The sequence below is a fragment of the Streptomyces sp. Tue6028 genome, assembly GCF_002300165.1.
Lineage (GTDB): Bacteria > Actinomycetota > Actinomycetes > Streptomycetales > Streptomycetaceae > Streptomyces > Streptomyces siamensis.
In genome coordinates, this window is sequence record NZ_MLCE01000023.1 from 133,679 (window position 1) to 152,290 (window position 18,612).

An 18,612-nucleotide genomic window follows, 5' to 3' on the forward strand; every position below is an offset into this window, starting at 1 on the left:
CCGTGATGAACGTCGAGGTCACCGGACCCGTACGAACATACGAAGCCGAAGCGCACCCTCGACCGTGGAATGAGAGAGCCGTGCTTCCCGTTAGCATGGACATCCGCACCGATCAAGGCCATTTGGGGAAGGTGTCATGACTGCCAACGTCGACGGAGTGCCCGCCAAATTCGCGACACTCGGGCTGACCTACGACGATGTGCTGCTGCTGCCGGGCGCGTCGGACATGGCGCCCGACCAGATCGACACCGCCTCGTACATCTCGAAGAACGTGCGGGTGAACATCCCGCTGCTCTCCGCAGCCATGGACAAGGTGACCGAGTCCCGCATGGCGATCGCGATGGCGCGCCAGGGCGGTGTCGGCGTCCTCCACCGCAACCTGTCCATCGAGGACCAGGCCAACCAGGTCGACCTGGTCAAGCGTTCCGAGTCCGGCATGGTGACCGACCCGATCACGGTGCACCCGGACGCGACGCTCGCCGAGGCCGACGCGATCTGTGCCAAGTTCCGCATCTCCGGGGTGCCCGTCACCGACGGCGGCGGCAAGCTCCTGGGCATCGTCACCAACCGCGACATGGCCTTCGAGACCGACCGTTCGCGTCAGGTCCGCGAGGTCATGACGCCGATGCCGCTGGTCACCGGCAAGGTCGGCATCTCCGGCCAGGACGCCATGGAGCTGCTGCGGCGCCACAAGATCGAGAAGCTTCCGCTCGTCGACGACTCCGGTGTCCTCAAGGGCCTCATCACGGTCAAGGACTTCGTGAAGGCCGAGAAGTACCCGAACGCCGCCAAGGACGCCGAGGGCCGGCTGCTCGTCGGCGCGGCCGTCGGTGTGGCCGGTGACGCCTTCGAGCGCGCCCAGGGCCTCATCGAGGCGGGTGTCGACTTCATCGTCGTCGACACCGCGCACGGTCACTCCCGCCTCGTCGGCGACATGGTCGCCAAGATCAAGTCGAACTCGTCCGGTGTCGACGTCATCGGCGGCAACATCGCCACCCGTGACGGTGCCCAGTCGCTCATCGACGCGGGCGTCGACGGCATCAAGGTCGGTGTCGGCCCCGGTTCCATCTGCACCACCCGCGTCGTCGCCGGCATCGGCGTGCCGCAGGTGACGGCGATCTACGAGGCGTCGCTCGCCGCCAAGGAGGCCGGTGTCCCGGTCATCGGCGACGGTGGCCTGCAGTACTCCGGCGACATCGCCAAGGCCCTGGTCGCGGGCGCCGACACGGTGATGTTGGGCTCGCTGCTCGCCGGCTGCGAGGAGTCCCCGGGCGAGCTGCTGTTCATCAACGGCAAGCAGTTCAAGTCGTACCGCGGCATGGGCTCCCTGGGCGCCATGCAGTCCCGCGGCGAGCAGCGCTCCTTCTCCAAGGACCGCTACTTCCAGGAGGGCGTCGCCTCCGACGAGAAGCTCGTGCCCGAGGGCATCGAGGGCCAGGTGCCCTACCGTGGTCCGCTCTCCGCGGTCGTCCACCAGCTGGTCGGCGGCCTGCGCCAGTCGATGTTCTACGTCGGCGGCCGTACCGTCCCCGAGCTCCAGGAGCATGGCCGGTTCGTCCGGATCACCTCGGCGGGCCTCAAGGAGAGCCACCCGCACGACATCCAGATGACGGTCGAGGCGCCGAACTACAGCCGCAAGTAACCCGAACGGCACCGATGGGCCGCCACGCGCGCGTGGCGGCCCATCGTCGTCCACGCGCGCGTGGACACGCGCCGATCCGTGTCCCGGGGCGGTCCCGGAGGTTCCGGGGCCGCCCTCGGCGTGGGCGTCGGGGATACTGGGAGGCGCAGAAGCGAAGAGGGAAAGGCCACACACGTGACTGAGATCGAGATCGGGCGCGGCAAGCGCGGCCGCCGGGCGTACGCCTTCGACGACATCGCCGTCGTCCCGAGCCGCCGTACGCGAGACCCGAAGGAGGTCTCGATCGCCTGGCAGATCGACGCCTACCGCTTCGAGCTGCCGTTCCTGGCCGCCCCGATGGACTCGGTCGTCTCCCCGGCCACCGCGATCCGCATCGGCGAGCTGGGCGGCCTGGGCGTCCTCAACCTCGAAGGCCTCTGGACGAGGTACGAGGACCCGCAGCCGCTGCTCGACGAGATCGCCGAGCTGGACGCGGACACCGCGACCCGCCGCATCCAGGAGATCTACGCGGCTCCCATCAAGGAGGAGCTGATCGGGCAGCGCATCAAGGAGGTGCGCGACTCCGGCGTCGTCACCGCCGCGGCCCTGTCCCCGCAGCGCACGGCCCAGTTCTCCAAGGCCGTCGTGGACGCGGGCGTGGACATCTTCGTCATCCGCGGCACCACGGTCTCCGCCGAGCACGTATCGGGCGCCTCCGAGCCGCTGAACCTGAAGCAGTTCATCTACGAGCTCGACGTCCCGGTGATCGTCGGCGGCTGCGCCACGTACACGGCGGCCCTGCACCTCATGCGCACCGGTGCGGCGGGTGTCCTCGTCGGCTTCGGCGGCGGCGCCGCGCACACCACGCGCAACGTCCTGGGCATCCAGGTGCCCATGGCCACCGCGGTCGCGGACGTCGCCGCGGCCCGCCGTGACTACATGGACGAGTCCGGCGGCCGGTACGTGCACGTCATCGCGGACGGTGGCGTCGGCTGGTCCGGAGACCTCCCCAAGGCGATCGCCTGCGGCGCCGACTCGGTGATGATGGGCTCCCCGCTCGCGCGCGCGACCGACGCGCCGGGCCGTGGCCACCACTGGGGCATGGAGGCGGTCAACGAGGAGCTGCCGCGCGGCAAGAAGGTGGACCTCGGCACCGTCGGCACCATCGAGGAGGTCCTCACGGGCCCCTCGCACACCCCCGACGGCTCCATGAACTTCTTCGGCGCCCTCCGCCGCGCCATGGCCACCACCGGCTACAGCGAGCTCAAGGAGTTCCAGCGCGTCGAGGTGACGGTCGCGGACTCCCAGCACAAGCGGTAGTCCGCGGGCACGAAGCCTGTACGCGCGAAGGGCCCGTTCATCTCGATGAACGGGCCCATCGTCGTGAGACCGGCCTGTCAGCCGCTGGTCAGCAGTTCGGCGATGCTCGCGAGGACCAGGACGACGCCGCCGATGCCGGTGACCGTGCCGTACACCCGGTAACGGAGACCGAGGGTCGAGCCGGCCGGCGGAGCGAAGCTGCCTGCGGCCAGGGCGTTCAGGTCCAGGTTGCGCTGCCGGAGGGCCTCCAGCGCGTCGGCGGCTCCCCGGATGTTGAAAGCGATCCAGCAGCCGGCTGTCGCGGCCGGCAGGCCGAGCAGCATCAAGAACACATAGGGGGGCACCCTCAGTCCCCGGCCTTGCGGGTGCTGGAGAACGCGACGTACGCGGCGATCGCGAAGAAGACGAACGTCAGCGGGTCGGCCTGCTCCTTCCATGCCTCCTGGACCACGTCGAAGTGGTCGAAGAAGACCTCGTTGAAGCCGACGCCGAGCTCCTTGGCGCCGATCATGGCCTCGCCGACGAGCTGGCCGAGGTAGATCGAGGCGACCGACAGGATCACGCTGGCGACCGGCAGGATCTGGTTGCGGCCACCGACGCGGCCCGCGGCGAGGCCGACGAGGAAGCCGACGCCGACCGCGGCCCAGCCGATCTCGTGCTTGGTCAGACCGATGATGGCGCCGTAGACGCCCGCGGCGACCAGCGCGGCGACGAAGGCGGCGGCCAGGCCGAGCGCCAGGTTGTCGCGCACCGGAGCGGCCGGCGCCACCGGGGCGACCGGGAAGCCCGGCTGGGGCGCGCCCTGCGGGGCACCCTGCCCGGGGGCGGGCGCCTGACCCGCGTACGGGTTGTTCTCGAGCGGCGGGCCGGACGGCGGCGGAGTCGACTGACTCATGTGGTTCCCCCCAGGGAATGCGGGCGCACCTGTGGTGTGCGCAAGACGTGGGAGCACACCTGTGGGCGCCCGGGACCCGGGCGCACCTGTGTGCGAGAGCTGCCGCACATTAGCAGGCCCGAGTGACCGGGTGGGAGGGGATCAGCGGGAGGTCAGAGGCGGTGCGCCGCTCCTGTCGGAGTCGCTCCCCGCGTGTCCAGGAGGAGTTGGGCCTTCACGGACAGACCTTGCAGGTCGTAGGTGCGGTGCTGCTGGATCAGGATCGTCAGGTCGGCGTCGGCCGCGGCCTCGTAGAGGGAGTCGGCGCGTGGCACGGGCCGGTCCAGGACGCTCCACGCGGGCACGTAGGGGTCGTGATAACTGACGGAGGCGCCGAGTTCCATCAGCCGGACCGCGATCTCGTGGGCCGGGGAGCCCTGTTGGTCGACGACATCCGCCTTGTAGGTGACGCCGAGGAGGAGCACGCGTGCGCCGCGGACCGATTTCCCGTGCTCGTTGAGGAGCGTGGCGGCGCGTTGGATGACGTACTGCGGCATCTGGTCGTTGACCTGCTGGGCCAGTTCGACCATCCGCAGGGTGCGCCCCGTGTGGCCGCCGAGGTCCTGGGCCGTGCCGTGCCCGCCGACACCGGGGCCCGGACGGAACGCCTGGAAGCCGAACGGCTTCGTCTCGGCGCACCGGATGACGTCCCACAGGTCGACGCCCAGACTGTGGCAGAGCACCGCCATCTCGTTGACGAGCGCGATGTTGACGTGGCGGTAGTTGCTCTCCAGCAGCTGCACGGTCTCGGCCTCGCGCGGTCCACGCGCGCGAACCACCTTGTCGGTGAGGCGGCCGTAGAAGGCGGCGGCCGACTCGGTGCAGGCGGGGGTCAGGCCGCCGATGACCTTCGGTGTGTTGGCGGGCGTGAAGTCACGGTTGCCGGGGTCGACCCGGCCGGGGGAGTAGGCGAGGAAGAAGTCGCGCCCCGCACGCAGCCCCGAACCTTCTTCGAGCAGAGGACGCAGGAAATCCTCGGTGGTTCCGGGGTACACGGGTGATTCCAGGATCACCGTGGTGTGCGGGCGCAGCCGGGTGGCCAGGGTGCGGGCGGCGGCCTCCACCTGGCCGAGGTCGAGGCCGCCGTCCGCACCTCGCGGGGTCGGCGCGCAGATGACCGCGGTGCGCACCCGGCCCAGTTCGGCCGGGTCGGTGGTCGGCCGGAAGCCCCCCGCGAGCATCCGGCGCAGCTCGGCCGGGGTGAGGGGGCCGCTTTCCGGCCCCGTTCCGTAGCCGAGTGTGGGGATGCCGACGGCCACGGCGGCCTGGGCCAGGGGCAGGCCGAGATGACCGAGTCCGATGACGGCGAGATCTGCGGGCATGGCGTGGGCCGTCCTTCCCAGTAGCCGAAGCGGGACAGGTGCGCAAGCCCGGTGGACAGAACGAGCGAGCGCAATGTCACACTAGGAGTAAATATGACCGATTTGCTGGATTGTTTGGCTGAGATTCCCTGCGCGTCGTCGAGAGTTGTCCACAGGCTGAGGAGCGGACGGTGGCCGAAGCAGGACATCGCGGTCAGACTTGAGGGCGGGGGGATGCGAGCCCGGTCTCGCCGGACAGGTGCGGCCAGCGCGACGGACAGCGGGAGGCAGCGATGAGGACAGCGACACTGGGGCCGGCCGAGCGTGCCGAGGCACTGGCGGGGATGGCCGAGCGCGAGCTGGACGTGCTGGTCGTGGGCGCGGGGGTGGTCGGCGCGGGCACCGCGCTCGACGCCGTGACACGCGGCCTGTCCACGGGACTGGTCGAGGCCCGTGACTGGGCGTCAGGCACGTCCAGCAGGTCCAGCAAGCTGATCCACGGTGGGCTGCGCTATCTGGAGATGCTCGACTTCGCCCTGGTCCGCGAGGCCCTCAAGGAGCGCGGCCTCCTCCTCGAACGGCTCGCACCGCACCTTGTGAAGCCCGTCCCGTTCCTCTATCCGCTCCAGCACAAGGGCTGGGAGCGGTTCTACGCGGGCTCGGGCGTCGCGCTCTACGACGCCATGTCGCTGGCCCGGGGCCACGGCCGCGGCCTGCCCAGGCACCGTCACCTGAGCCGCCGACAGGCCCTGCGCGTCGCACCCGCCTTGAAGAAGGACGCCCTGGTCGGCGCCCTGCAGTACTACGACGCACAGATGGACGACGCCCGCTATGTCGCCACCCTGGTCCGCACCGCCGCGTCGTACGGCGCGAAGGTCGCCAACCGCGCCCGCGTCACCAGCTTCCTGCGCGAGGGTGAAAGGGTCGTCGGCGCCCGCGTCCAGGACGTCGAAGGCGGCGGAGAGTACGAGATCCGCGCCAAGCAGGTCGTCAACGCCACGGGCGTGTGGACCGACGACACCCAGGCGATGGTCGGGGAGCGCGGTCAGTTCCACGTACGGGCCTCCAAGGGCATCCATCTGGTCGTGCCGAAGGACCGGATCAACTCGACGACGGGCCTGATCCTGCGCACCGAGAAGTCCGTCCTCTTCGTGATCCCCTGGGGCCGGCACTGGATCGTCGGCACCACGGACACCGACTGGGACCTCGACAAGGCCCACCCCGCCGCGTCCAGCGCCGACATCGACTACCTCCTGGAACACGTGAACTCGGTGCTGGCGGTCCCGCTCACCCGCGACGACGTCCAGGGCGTCTACGCGGGCCTGCGGCCGCTGCTCGCCGGGGAGTCGGACGCCACCAGCAAGCTCTCGCGCGAGCACACGGTGGCCCACCCCGTGCCCGGGCTCGTCGTCGTGGCCGGCGGCAAGTACACGACGTACCGGGTGATGGCCAAGGACGCGGTGGACGAGGCGGTGCACGGCCTCGACCAGCGGGTCGCCGAATGCGTCACCGAGGAGACGCCGCTGCTCGGGGCCGAGGGCTATTACGCCCTGTGGAACGCGCGGGCGCGGATCGCGCAGCGCACCGGAATCCATGTGGTGCGCGTCGAGCACCTGTTGAACCGGTACGGGTCGCTCGCCGAGGAACTCCTCGACCTCATCGCCGAGGACCCCTCCCTGGGCGAGCCCCTGGCGGCCGCCGAGGACTACCTCCGCGCCGAGATCGTCTACGCCGCCTCGCACGAGGGCGCCCGGCACCTCGACGACGTCCTGACGCGGCGCACCCGCATCTCCATCGAGACCTTCGACCGCGGCACCCGCAGCGCCCGCGAGGCCGCCGAACTGATGGCCCCGGTCCTCGGCTGGGACAAGGACCAGATCGAGCGCGAGGTCGAGCACTACGAGAAGCGCGTCGAGGCCGAGCGGGAGTCGCAGCGACAGCCCGACGACCTGACGGCGGACGCGGCGCGGCTCGGAGCGCCGGACATCGTGCCGCTGTAGACCACGCTCGTCACTCGAACGAGTGTCGGGAGTGGGGATCTTTGTCCGGAATCCAGTCGTTCTACGAGATGCGGGGGCAGAACTCGGCCGCGAGCAGCGCGGGTTCGAGGTCGGGATCTGCCAATCCGTCCGTGTTCACCCGGAAGGTGAGGACGTGACGGCCGTCGACGGTGGCCGCGGTGCGCACGTAGCTGCCGCTGATCCGGCCGTTGTGCCCCCACACTGTGACGCCGCACGACAGCTTCACGGGGAACAGCCCCATGCCGTAGGAGCCGTGTGCGGTGCGGGTGTTGCGCATCTCGCGCAGCAGCTGCGGGGGCAGCAGGTCACCGCCGAGCAGGGCCGCGTAGAAGCGGTTCAGGTCGGCGAGGGTGCTGACCAGCTCGCCCGCCGCGCCGGCCACGCGCGGGTCGAGCGTGGTGACGTCCGACCCGTCCGCGGCGTACGCCCGGCCGTGCGGAGCGGGAAGCGAGCGGCGGCTTCCCGGGAAGGACGTTCCGGACAGACCGAGGGGGGCGATGATGCGCCGCTCCGCCTCGGCGGCGTAGGAGTGGCCGGTTACCTGCTCGACGACCAGGCCGAGCAGTACGTAGTTGGTGTTGGAGTAGGCGAAGCGGCCGCGGTCGGCCGGAGGGTGGGTGAGCGCGATGTGTACGGCCTGAAGCGGGGTGAGGGGGACGGTGCCCCCGGTGTCCGCGGTGAAGTCGTGCAGGCCGCTGGTGTGCGTCAGCAGGGCGCGCAGGGTCAGCTCGCGGCCGTCGTTGCCGGCGCCGCGCACCAGACCGGGAAGGTGGTCGTCCACGGTGTCGGACAGGGACAGCCGGTGCTCGGCGGCGAGTTGCAGGACGATCGTCGCGATGAACGTCTTGGTGACACTGCCCGCCCGGAAGTGGTCGGAGCGCGCTATCGCGCCACCGGTGGTGGCGAAGCGCGTACCGGACTCCTCGCGGGCCAGCAGAGCGGCGGCCGGGGCCCCGCCCCGGGTGACGAGACGGGCGAGCGCGGCGTCCGTCGCGGCTGCGACAGGACTTCGGGAACGGGCCGAGGGGCCCGTCGGCGAGCTCGCCGGAGCCTGGACCGGCAGGTCGGCCGGGACCAGCAGGAACAGCGCCAGGGACACGGGTATGGCCAGGAGTGTCCGAGGTGTCCGGCGCGCAGGCATCGGCGGTCCTTCCTTGTCGCGGTCCATCATGCGGGACGTCGTCCCGCGGGTCTGCGGCGGTCCCGGCCCGAGTGACGCCGCGGTCGCCGGGCCGTCGTCGCGTGAGAGGCACCCTGGGCGCTGAGCGCTTGTCGGGTGAGGGACAATGGAGGCTCTGTCAGGGCGGGTTGCATGAGGGGACGCATGTCGGAGGCGGAGCGGGCGGGAGCATCCCGTCAGGACAAGAGCGAACGTCTCCTCGCCGGGCGCTACCGGCTGGGGGATGTTCTCGGCCGCGGCGGCATGGGCACGGTGTGGCGGGCCAAGGACGAGACCCTGGGTCGCACGGTCGCCGTCAAGGAGCTGCGGTTCCCGTCGAGCATCGACGAGGAGGAGAAGCGACGGCTGGTCACGCGCACATTGCGCGAGGCCAAGGCGATCGCCCGGATCCGCAACAACGGCGCGGTGACGGTCTTCGACGTGGTCGACGAGGACAACAGGCCGTGGATCGTGATGGAGCTCGTCGAGGGCAAGTCGCTCGCCGAGGTCATCCGCGAGGACGGGCTGCTCACGCCGCGGCGCGCCGCGGAGGTGGGTCTGGCGATACTCGACGTGCTCCGCTCGGCGCACCGTGAGGGCATCCTGCACCGGGACGTGAAGCCGTCGAACGTGCTGATCTCCGACGACGGCCGGGTCGTGCTGACCGACTTCGGCATCGCCCAGGTCGAGGGCGACCCGTCCATCACCTCGACCGGCATGCTCGTCGGCGCCCCCTCCTACATCTCGCCGGAGCGGGCCCGCGGGCACAAGCCCGGCCCCGCGGCCGACCTGTGGTCGCTGGGCGGTCTGCTGTACGCGTCGGTGGAGGGCGTCCCTCCGTACGACAAGGGTTCCGCGATCGCGACGCTCACCGCGGTGATGACCGAGCCGGTCGAGCAGCCGAAGAACGCGGGCCCCCTGGAGAGCGTGATCTACGGCCTGCTGGCCAAGGACCCCGCACAGCGGCTCGACGACGCGGGCGCGCGCTCCCTGCTCAACGACGTGCTGCACACGCCCGAGCCGAAGAAGACGGAGCCGGAGCCGGTCGACGCGACGAAGGTCGTGGCCCTGCCGCCGGTGCCCGACGAGGGAAGTTCGGGCGGAGCCTCGGGCAAGCGGGGCGAGGAGGCCGGGGACCGGCTGCGCGGAGCGCTGCGTTCCGTGCGCAAGGCCGCCTCGGCTGCCGGAGCCGCCACCGCGGCGGCGACGGCGCGTGCGAAGGAGTCCGCCGACACGGCGGGGAGCGAGCGAGCGGCCTCCGCCGGTGCCGGTGCGGCCACCTCGTCGTCGCCCTCGGCGCCGGTGTCCGGGAAGGCCTCCGAGGCCGGGGCGGCTTCCGCGGGGAAGGCGGGGGCTCGTGACGGAGCGTCGTCGGACTCCGGTTCGGCGGCGGGCTCGGCGGGTTCGGCCGGCGGCGTCTCCGGGTCGGGCTGGCCGGTGGCTCCGGAGCGGCCGCCGAGGCCGGCGCCGCGGGCGTCGCTCACGGATGTCGTACCGCGCCGGACGCTGGTGATCGTCGCGGTGCTCGTGGCGCTGGCCGTGCTCGGGACCGTGCTGGCGCTCACGCTCGGCGGCGGGGACGACGAGGGGGCCAAGGGCGGCAAGAGCGGCGACACCAAGTCGGCCGCTTCCAGCGGTGTGACCGCGGGCGGCAGCGGCAGCGACGACAAGGACAAGGGCGGCGCCGCCCACACGGACAGCGGCGACGACAAGTCGGACAAGGACAAGGGCAAGGGCAAGGGCTCCGACGAGGACGGGAACGCGGACGACACGTCGGACCCGTCGGCGAGCGCGGAGGCCCCGTCGGGCGGCTCGGACGGCGGCAAGGAGTCGGACTCCACGGCCGTGTCGAAGTACAAGAGCGCGCAGGGCTTCTCGATCGGGCTTCCGAAGGGTTGGAAGTACCAGTCCACGGGCGCCGCGGGTACCCGCTTCACCGGCCCCGACGGTCAGAGGCTCCTCGTCGGCTGGACGACGACGCCGAAGGACGACCCGGTCGCGGACTGGAAGAACCAGGAGCGGTACATGGTGCGCTCGCAGTACCAGCGGGTGCGCATAGAGAAGGTGGACTATCGCGGCTGGAACACGGCCGACTGGGAGTTCACCTACTCGGAGGGCGGCACCAAGTACCGGTCCATCGACCGCGGGTTCGTCGTCAACTCGCATCAGGGATATGCCCTGATGTACACGGCGAAAGCGGCCGACTGGGACAGCGCTCTGCGCAAGGACACCTGGAAGACGCTGACCAAGACGTTCCAGCCGAAGTCGTGACGTACCGCTCACCGGTGTGACGTTCCGCCACGGATGGTGGCCCTGAGATCTCGCATCCCCGCTTGCGGGTTGCCTCCGGCACGTATCGTGAGTGGTTGCGGACCGTACGAAGCCGTAACGGAACGCAAGGCGAACGGAATTGACCAACCGATCGGCCGGGGGAGGCATCGTGGACGACTATGCGGGACGGGTCCTCGCCGACCGCTACCGGCTGCCGCTGCCCCCCTCCGACGAGTACGAGTTCGCCGAGTCCCGCGCCTTCGACACCTACAGCGGGCAGGAAGTCCTGGTACGGCAGGTGCCGTTGCCGGAGGTCGTCGAGGCCGAGGTGCTCGACGCGGACGGCCTGCCCGAGGGGTTCGTGGCCCGGGACGGCGGGGCACGGCGGGCGTCCGCGCGGACCACCCGCCGGCCCACCGAACCGGCCGTGCGCAGGGCCATCGAGGCAGCCCAGGCCGCCGCGCAGATCCCGGACCATCCCCGGCTCGACCAGGTCTTCGACGTGTTCGCGGAGGGCGGGTCGCTGTGGATCGTGAGCGAGTTGGTGCCGGCCAGGCCGCTGGCCGCGCTGCTCGCCGAGAAGCCGCTGAGCCCGTACCGCGCCGCCGAGGTCGCCTCGGACGTCCTCACCGCGCTGCGGGTCCTGCACGCGCACGGCTGGGTGCACCGCAACATCACCGTGCGCACGGTGCTCGTCTGCGACGACGGCCGGGTCATGCTGACCGGTCTCGCCGCGGGGGCCGCCGAGGAAGCGCTGTGCGGGTACGACCCGGTGCCCGCCCGCGAGGACGCCGACGCCGGACCCGTGCCGGGGACCGGAGCCGACGGCACCGGTCAGCCGGGGAACGGACCGGCAGGGCGGAACGGACCGGCAGGGCACGGCGGTCCGGTGGGCGCGGACGCCTCGCGCGGTGCCTTGGGACCCGGCACGCGAGGAGCGCCCCGGGCTGCCGGAGGCCGGGGCCCCGGCGGTCCCGCTTCCGGGAACGGCGGTGTGCCCGGTGTGGCCGTGGCCGCCTCGTCCGGAGCCGACTCCGAGGCGGCGCGACGGGCCGCGATCGAGGCGCGTGCGGAGCACGGCACGTCCCTTCCGGGGATGCCCGGAGCCGCTGCCGCGGGCTCCGGCCCGCGGGCGCTCGAAGCGGGCGGCCCGGCCGCCGGGGACGGCCGAGGAGCGGGCGGACCCGGTGGACCCGGCGGCGACATCCGGGCGGCGCGGGCAGGAGCCATCGCCGCGTACCGTGCCGGGGCGCGCGCCGCGGCACGCGTACAGGAGGAACAGCGGGGCGACCGGTTCGCGCTCCCGGCGCCCAGGTCCTCGGAGCACCCCGGACAGCCCGACGCCCAGGTGCCGGGGAACCCCGGCCCGGACGAGGCCGGACACGGCGGACCGCCCCAGCTGCCGGGCCAGGGCGTGCAGCGCCCCCACACCGCACCTCCCGGTCAGATCGCCGACCCGTACGGCGTCGGAGGGCGGGGCAGTTGGCACGGCGCCCAGCCGCGAGCCGGGGCCGTCGGCGGCGACGGCCGGCAGGGCACGCTCCCCGGAGGCGTGCACGGCGGGGCGGTCACACGGAGCGGCCTGCCCGCGCTCGCACCCGGACAGCAGACCTCCGCCGTCGGGCAGGGCGGCGGACCCGGCGTACCCGCGCAGACCCACGGCACCCCTCGGGGCGCCGACGCCGACCGGACACCCGGTGACGGACACGCGCAGGGCCGGTCCTACGGAACCGAGGCCGGACCGGGGCAGGGCCCGCAGGCACGGGACGTGCAGGCAGGGGGCGGCGGCTGGGGCGAGCTCGTCGGCGCCGCGCCCTCGCGCCGCGGGCCCGGCACGGCGCTCGCCGCGGAGCGGGCCCGGCAGGCCCGGATGGCCGTGGTCGGCCCCGTGACCGAGCGGTGGGCGCCCGAACAGGCCGGCCCCGTCCACGAGAACTGGCAGCTGGCGGCGCCGATCGGCCCCGCGACCGACCTGTGGGCGCTGGGCGCGCTGCTCTTCCGTGCCGTGCAGGGCCATGCGCCCTACCCGGAGGAGAACACCGCCGAGCTGGTGCAGCTGGTGTGCGCGGAGCCGCCCGCGTTCGCCGAGGAGTGCGGGCCGCTGCGGCCCGTCGTGGAGTCGCTGCTGCGCCAGGACCCCACCGAGCGCCTCGACTTCGAGGAGCTGCGTGGCTGGCTGCGGTCCTTGGTACGGTCCGCGCCGGAACCGGAGGCCGGGGCACATGTCGTCGCGGCACCTCCCGTCGACCCGAGCCGGCTGCCGATCGTGCGGCGCCGGGGCGAGCTCGTCCGCAGGCGCCGCGCCGGGCTGCCGGCGACCAGCCCGCACGCCCGCCACAAGCGCGCCAAACAGGACCGGACGGCGAAACCCCGCCGGCTCGGCCGGAACCTGCTCCTGCTGGTCCTGCTCCTGCTGGCCGCCGCGATCGCGTACGCCATGGTCTTCATGCCCAAGGCCGACCGGAGCGGCGGTTCGGCGAGCCAGCGGACCGGCTCCGCCGGGGACGTCGGTTCCCCGCCCGACACCGGCGGGGACGCGAAGGCGAGCAGCGAGCCACGTCCCGACCAGACCTCCCCGGGCACGGACAAGAGTCCGTCGGGGGCGTCCAGTTCGGCCGCCTCGCAGAGCCCGGACGACCCGGACGTCGCCCGGGGCTTCACCCTGCGCAAGGACCCCGAGGGATTCCGGGTCGCCGTGGCGAGCGGCTGGGACCGCGCACCGAAGAACGGCCGCGGTCAGGTCGTCTACTCCCAGGGCGACTTCGAGCTCGTCGTCGTGCCCGGCCGGGACGGCACGGGGACGTACGGCAGCGACCCGATGACGTACCAGCGGGAGAGCGAGAAGGAGTTGCAGCCGTTCCGGGACTCGACCTGGGCGACGTCCAGCGGGATGCGGCGCATCGACGTCGGCGGACGGGCCATGGCCGAGGGCCAGTTCACCTGGCAGGACTCCCAGGGCCGCTCCCTCTACGTCCGCAACCTCGCGATCCTCGTCGGCGGGCGCTACCACGTGGTGCAGGTACGCGGCCCCGAGGCCGAGCGGGACGAGGTGACCCGCCTGTACGAGCAGGCGTCGCAGACCTACCAAGTCACCGGCTGAGCACGGACCGTACGGGCGTCCGGCCCCTGAACACCGGTGTGCGCAGGCGAGAGGCGTGAACATCGGATGGTTCCCTTCCGTACACGGAAGGGAGAACCGTCACAGTGCGGTCTCCGTACGACCCCGCTTGTTCCCTGCGCGGGGACCGCTCTTTAGTCTGACCCTGTCAAGACCATTGCGGGGAAACGTGAATCAGATGCAGGGCCTGCTCCTCGCGGGCCGCTACCGGCTTGTCGACTCCATCGGCAGCGGTGGCATGGGGCGGGTGTGGCGCGCACACGACGAGGTGCTGCACCGCGCGGTCGCGGTCAAAGAGCTGACCGCCGCGCTGTACGTCGCCGAGGGCGACCTGGCCCGGCTGCTCGCCCGCACCCATGCGGAGGCGCGGGCCGCCGCCCGGATCAACCATTCGGCCGTCGTCACCGTGCACGACGTCCTGGAGCACGACAACCGTCCGTGGATCGTCATGGAGCTGGTCGAGGGCAACTCGCTGGCCGACGAGGTCAAGGAACAGGGCCGCGTCGAACCGGCCGAGGCGGCCCGGATCGGGCTGTGGGTGCTCCGTGCGCTGCGGGCCGCCCACGCCGCCGGCGTACTCCACCGTGACGTCAAACCGGGCAACGTCCTGCTGTCCGTCGACCGGCGCGTCCTGCTGACCGACTTCGGCATCGCACAGGTCGAGGGCGACACGACCATCACGCGCACCGGCGAGATCGTCGGTTCCGTGGACTATCTGGCGCCCGAGCGGGTCCGTGGGCACGACCCCGGGCCCTCCTCCGACCTGTGGGCACTCGGCGCGACGCTGTACACGGCGGTGGAGGGCAGGTCTCCGTTCCGCCGCACCTCGCCGCTGAGCACCATGCAGGCCGTTGTCGAGGAGGAACCCGCCGAACCGGTCAACGCAGGTGCGCTGGGGCCCGTCCTCGCCGCGCTGCTGCGCAAGGATCCGGTCGAGCGGCCCAGCGCGGCGCAGGCCGAGCAGATGCTCGTCGAGGTGGCGGCGGGACGACTGCCGAGTGCGGCGCGGTCGTATGCGCCGACGGGGCAGGCGGGGTACGACACCGTGGAGACGGGGACCGGCACCGGTACCCGCGCGCAGACGGCCCCCGTCACGCAGTATCCGCCGGTGACGAACGGGCCCGTGTCCGCGCCACCGAAGCGGCACCGCCTGCGTATGTTCGCTCTGGTCGTCGCCCTCGCGGCGATCGTCGGCGGGGGTGTCGCGGTCGCGCTGCAGCAGTTCGGCACGGGCAGCCCCGGCGACTCCGACTCTGTGTCGTCGACTCCGAGCGACAGTGTCACGCCGAGCGACAAGGGTGGTCAGGGCGCGGTTCCCGCCGGTTGGGAGCGGCGCAACGACCCGGTGGGCTTCAGCATCTCCCTGCCCAAGGGGTGGAAGCGGTCCGTCTCCATCGATCAGGACGGCCTCCGGCAGGTCGACTACTCGCCGGACAAGGGCAAGCACCTCGTGCGGGTCGCCGTCGACACGGCGCCGGACTTCCGCACCTCGTACGAGCACATGAGCTACTTGGAGCAGCGGGTCTCAGGGCGGCTGCAGGACTACGAGCAGTTGAGACTCAAGGAAGAGCTTTTCCGCGACCTGCCGGGTGTCCGCTGGGAGTACACGTGGAACGCGCTGGCCAAGGACGGGCCGCACTACTTCCCGGGGCCCTACCGTGCGATCGACGTCGGGTACATGGATGGTGACGGCACCGAGTACGCCATCTACGCGGCCTCGCCGGCCGACGACTGGACCGCCACCAGAAAGCAGTTCGACTGGATCCTGCGGGGCTTCCAGGAGGGTTGATCCTGGTGGAACAGGAAAGGTTCCGCTGTCACCGTGGTCGCTCCCGTCGCCCCGGAGCGGATGTTGGGGAACCGGCCGGGTCCCGCCTCCGCTCTCTGGTCGCTAGGCGTGGTGCAGTACGCGCCGAGTGAGGACGCCTGGCCGTTCCGCCGCAGCAACACTCCGGTGACCCTGCAGTCCGTCCTCGACTCGATGCCTGCCGCGCCGACTTCGGCCGAGGGGCGCTGGCCGAGGCCATCAACGGCTTCTGCGGAATGACCTGCCCGCCGTCCGAGCGCCGGGCAGGTACGGGTGTTGCTGGAGACGGCCGCGCATCTGCCTGCTCCGGCCGCGGCTCAGGCGGCCTGAGGATCAGGCATAGTCCGTGCAAGAACGGACTATCGTGCTCCCTTCGATGACCGCCACCTGCGCGCCGATGTAGTCGAGGTCCTCGGTGGTGGGCGACGCGTAAGTCGTGAATGAGTTGGTCGATCCGTTTCCGTCGTATTCGGAATGCCAGGGCCATTCCGTTACCCATCCAGTGCCTTCGTCTATGGAAACGAGCCGAATGGCCACATGGTGACCATCGGCAGCGGTGTCCTTGACCCAACCGCTGATGTCTACATGGCTGGATGTCCAGTTGGTGAACGCGAGAGTCCCCGAGGCGCCGGTCACCGAGCACGCGGCTCCGCCGCTCGCCGCACTGGCATTGGTCACTGTGGTCGCAGCGAATATGGCCACCGCCGCGACGCTCGTGACGGAAAGGCGCTTCCATGTGTTTCCCATAAGGAAAAGGTAAGGCTTCCATGATTCACATGACAGTTTGATTCCAGCCGCCCGCTTTGCCCTTCGTGTCGTATATCTCTTGGCGATTTGCCGCGCTTTGTATTCTTCCAAAACAGGGTGTGGCCGAAAACGATCGCCCCTGACCGCCCGGCCCGCCCTGCTCACGCACGCCGACGGACTGGCCGAACCCGCCGGCTCCAAGGAGCCGTCGCGCGCCATTGGACTGCTGGTGTGCCGAGCCGGTTGCTCCCGGATCTTCGTAGACAAGACGTCCGGCAGGAAGCACGGGCCCGTCGGAGCTCGGCAAGGCGCTGGATTGCCTCCGTGAGGACGGCTTTGTCGGTGGCGAAGTCCGGATGGGCCTCGCGCAGGACCTTCAGTCGATCAGGCGCGCGTTCGGCGAGCAGGTGGATGATCGCGCGGGTGCAGGCGTGGGCGGGGGACTCGCTGATCCCGTCCCCGGCCGCGAGCGTTGATGCGCTGTTCCATCGCGGTGGCCTCGTCGATCTGGTCCAGCATGGTCCGCGCCAAGGCCTGAGTTCCCTGCAGTGTGCCTCCGGCTGTCCTGGAGCGGCGGCATACTTGGCCGGTCGCTGCTCCGGAAGGCGTCCATCCGGTGCGGCATGATGGGGCCCATGGGGACCGAGGGGGAGAACGTCCGTGTGATCGCGGGCCGTTACCGGCTGACAGCCAGGATCGGGCGCGGCGGCATGGGTGTCGTCTGGCGTGCCACCGATCAGCTGCTCGGCCGACAGGTGGCGGTGAAGGAACTCTCCCTCGACGACTCGCTCTCGGCGGACGAGGCCCGGCAGCAACGCGACCGCACCCTGCGCGAGGCCCGCGCCGTCGCGCAGCTGCGGCACCCGCACATCATCGTCGTGCACGACGTCGTCGAGGACGACGAGCGGCCGTACATCGTGATGGAGCTCATCGACGGCGGTTCCCTCGCCGAACGGATCTCCGCGCGCGGGCCGGTGGACGCCCGCGAGGCCGCGCGCATCGGCATCGACCTCCTCGGCGCACTGCGCCGCGCGCACGACGCGGGTGTCCTGCATCGCGACCTCAAGCCCGCCAACGTCCTGCTGGAGGCGGGCAGCGACCGTATCGTGCTCACCGACTTCGGCATCGCCCAGGTGGCGGGCGCGACGACGCTGACCGAGAGCGGCGCGTTCGTCGGTTCGCCCGAGTACACCGCTCCCGAGCGGATGTCCGGGGTCAGGACGGGACCCGAGTCCGACCTGTGGTCGCTCGGCGCGCTGCTGTGCACGATCCTGAGCGGTGAATCGCCCTTCCGCCGCGACTCGTTGGGCGGCATCCTGCACGCCGTCGTCGTCGACGAGATCCGCCCGCCCGCCCAGGCCGCGCCGCTCCTGCCCGTCGTGCGCGGCCTGCTGGAACGCGATCCCGAGCGGCGGCTCGGCGCGGCCGAGGCCGAGCGGATGCTGCGCGCCTTCCGGGACACCGGGCGTACGCCGCGGCTGTCGGTGCCGTACACGCCGACACAGCGCGACGTGCCGAGACCGAAGCCCGTGCCGTCCCCGTCGACCGGCGCCGTGACGGACGTTCCGCCGAAGCAGTCCACGCGGGGTGTCCTGGTCGCCGCGGCCCTGGTCGCCGCGATGGCCGGCGCGGGCGTGTCGGCGGCGGCACTGCTGATGAACGACGGCGGTGGCGGGGGCGGTGCGCCCGCCTCGTCGAGCACGGCCCACCCGTCCGGGACACCGAGTACGCCCAGCGCCTCGCGTACGCCGTCCGCGTCGCCCGAGCGCCCCGCCCCGACCGTGACCGTGACCCGGCGGCAGAGCCCTGCCGCCACTTCCCGCACCGCGCCCTCGGGCTACCACGTCGCGCGGGAGCAGGACTTCTCGCTCGCCGTGCCCGACGGGTTCACCCGCGATCCGCAGGGGGAGCGGGTCTTCTACATGTCACCGGGGCAGACCTTCCGGATCGGCATCAAGGTGGCCGACCCCGAACCGGGCGGCCCCCTCGCGGTGATGCGGGAGTCCGCCGCCAAGGGCCCCGCGAACAACCCGGGTTACCGCGACGGCGTCGTCGAGCGGACCACTCACGCCGGAGCGCCCGCCGCGCTGTGGCAGTTCACCTGGGACGGCTTCGACGAGGCGGAGGGAGCCCGGCACACCTACGACCTGTGCTGGGAGGAGGGCGGCCGGATGTACGACGTGTGGGTCTCGGCGCCGGTCGGGAAGGTGACGGAGGCGAAGGAGTACTTCGACGTGGCGGTGGACACGTTCACGGCGTCCTGAACGGGTGTGTGCGCGCCGGTTCATGGCGTCCTGAACGGGTGTCTGTGGG

12 protein-coding genes and 1 pseudogene are annotated in these 18,612 nt (G+C 71.6%); 8 read left to right on the forward strand and 5 right to left on the reverse strand.

Annotated features, from left to right (window positions below; all coding sequences use genetic code 11):
- The first annotated feature begins 136 nt into the window (after window positions 1-136).
- Together guaB and BKI49_RS22620 are read left to right on the forward strand one after the other, a co-directional pair.
- Window positions 137-1,642: an IMP dehydrogenase gene (gene guaB, locus BKI49_RS22615; protein ID WP_095936090.1), complete on the forward strand. Its 1,506-nt coding sequence runs from the start codon at window positions 137-139 to the stop codon at window positions 1,640-1,642.
- 174 nt (window positions 1,643-1,816) lie between these two features.
- Window positions 1,817-2,941 (forward strand): GuaB3 family IMP dehydrogenase-related protein, encoded by a 1,125-nt coding sequence (locus BKI49_RS22620; protein WP_028805395.1) that lies wholly within the window; start codon window positions 1,817-1,819, stop codon window positions 2,939-2,941.
- A 77-nt stretch (window positions 2,942-3,018) separates the two neighbouring features.
- On the opposite strand, the gene BKI49_RS22625 is transcribed toward BKI49_RS22620, so the two are convergent.
- The 3 genes from BKI49_RS22625 to BKI49_RS22635 all read right to left on the reverse strand — a co-directional run bounded on the left by BKI49_RS22625 (window position 3,019) and on the right by BKI49_RS22635 (window position 5,197).
- A complete protein-coding gene (locus BKI49_RS22625) occupies window positions 3,019-3,285 on the reverse strand; it encodes a hypothetical protein (RefSeq protein WP_143658496.1) in 267 nt (88 codons plus the stop codon).
- 2 nt (window positions 3,286-3,287) lie between these two features.
- Window positions 3,288-3,836: a hypothetical protein gene (locus BKI49_RS22630; RefSeq protein ID WP_095936092.1), complete on the reverse strand. Its 549-nt coding sequence runs from the start codon at window positions 3,834-3,836 to the stop codon at window positions 3,288-3,290.
- Between the two features lie 152 nt (window positions 3,837-3,988).
- Window positions 3,989-5,197 carry a nucleotide sugar dehydrogenase gene (locus BKI49_RS22635; RefSeq protein ID WP_095936093.1) on the reverse strand — a complete coding sequence of 403 codons (1,209 nt, stop codon included), beginning with the start codon at window positions 5,195-5,197 and terminating at the stop codon, window positions 3,989-3,991.
- A 272-nt stretch (window positions 5,198-5,469) separates the two neighbouring features.
- On the opposite strand from BKI49_RS22635, the gene BKI49_RS22640 reads away from it, so the two are divergent.
- Entirely contained in the window at window positions 5,470-7,176 is a 1,707-nt protein-coding gene (locus BKI49_RS22640; RefSeq protein WP_095936094.1) for a glycerol-3-phosphate dehydrogenase/oxidase, read from the forward strand.
- A gap of 61 nt (window positions 7,177-7,237) precedes the next feature.
- On the opposite strand, the gene BKI49_RS22645 is transcribed toward BKI49_RS22640, so the two are convergent.
- Window positions 7,238-8,338, reverse strand: coding sequence for a serine hydrolase domain-containing protein (locus BKI49_RS22645; RefSeq protein ID WP_179332537.1), 1,101 nt, complete (start codon window positions 8,336-8,338; stop codon window positions 7,238-7,240).
- Between the two features lie 183 nt (window positions 8,339-8,521).
- Here BKI49_RS22645 and BKI49_RS22650 point away from each other — a divergent pair, with 183 nt between their 5' ends.
- From BKI49_RS22650 to BKI49_RS35935, 4 genes and pseudogenes are all read left to right on the forward strand, one after another.
- Window positions 8,522-10,627 (forward strand): serine/threonine-protein kinase, encoded by a 2,106-nt coding sequence (locus BKI49_RS22650; RefSeq protein WP_095936095.1) that lies wholly within the window; start codon window positions 8,522-8,524, stop codon window positions 10,625-10,627.
- A 169-nt stretch (window positions 10,628-10,796) separates the two neighbouring features.
- The gene (locus BKI49_RS22655; protein WP_095936096.1) at window positions 10,797-13,727 is read left to right on the forward strand and encodes a protein kinase; all 2,931 of its coding nucleotides are present in this window, start codon (window positions 10,797-10,799) and stop codon (window positions 13,725-13,727) included.
- Between the two features lie 196 nt (window positions 13,728-13,923).
- Complete coding sequence (locus BKI49_RS22660; protein WP_095936097.1) at window positions 13,924-15,534, forward strand: serine/threonine-protein kinase; 1,611 nt, start codon at window positions 13,924-13,926, stop codon at window positions 15,532-15,534.
- Window positions 15,535-15,579: 45 nt separating this feature from the next.
- A pseudogene (locus BKI49_RS35935) lies at window positions 15,580-15,873 on the forward strand (serine/threonine protein kinase); the annotation flags it as partial.
- 12 nt (window positions 15,874-15,885) lie between these two features.
- Here BKI49_RS35935 and BKI49_RS35095 read toward each other — a convergent pair.
- Complete coding sequence (locus tag BKI49_RS35095) at window positions 15,886-16,299, reverse strand: hypothetical protein (protein WP_143658498.1); 414 nt, start codon at window positions 16,297-16,299, stop codon at window positions 15,886-15,888.
- A 635-nt stretch (window positions 16,300-16,934) separates the two neighbouring features.
- On the opposite strand from BKI49_RS35095, the gene BKI49_RS22670 reads away from it, so the two are divergent.
- Entirely contained in the window at window positions 16,935-18,563 is a 1,629-nt protein-coding gene (locus tag BKI49_RS22670; RefSeq protein WP_095936099.1) for a serine/threonine-protein kinase, read from the forward strand.
- Window positions 18,564-18,612: the final 49 nt, after the last annotated feature.

Coding starts and splice junctions, on each gene's coding strand:
- BKI49_RS35095 (WP_143658498.1), bottom strand. CDS start 16,299: ATGGGAAACACATGGAAGCGCCTTTCCGTCACGAGCGTCGCGGCGGTG.
- guaB (WP_095936090.1), top strand. CDS start 137: ATGACTGCCAACGTCGACGGAGTGCCCGCCAAATTCGCGACACTCGGG.
- BKI49_RS22670 (WP_095936099.1), top strand. CDS start 16,935: ATGGGGACCGAGGGGGAGAACGTCCGTGTGATCGCGGGCCGTTACCGG.
- BKI49_RS22640 (WP_095936094.1), top strand. CDS start 5,470: ATGAGGACAGCGACACTGGGGCCGGCCGAGCGTGCCGAGGCACTGGCG.
- BKI49_RS22660 (WP_095936097.1), top strand. CDS start 13,924: ATGCAGGGCCTGCTCCTCGCGGGCCGCTACCGGCTTGTCGACTCCATC.
- BKI49_RS22635 (WP_095936093.1), bottom strand. CDS start 5,197: ATGCCCGCAGATCTCGCCGTCATCGGACTCGGTCATCTCGGCCTGCCC.
- BKI49_RS22645 (WP_179332537.1), bottom strand. CDS start 8,338: ATGCCTGCGCGCCGGACACCTCGGACACTCCTGGCCATACCCGTGTCC.
- BKI49_RS22650 (WP_095936095.1), top strand. CDS start 8,522: ATGTCGGAGGCGGAGCGGGCGGGAGCATCCCGTCAGGACAAGAGCGAA.
- BKI49_RS22630 (WP_095936092.1), bottom strand. CDS start 3,836: ATGAGTCAGTCGACTCCGCCGCCGTCCGGCCCGCCGCTCGAGAACAAC.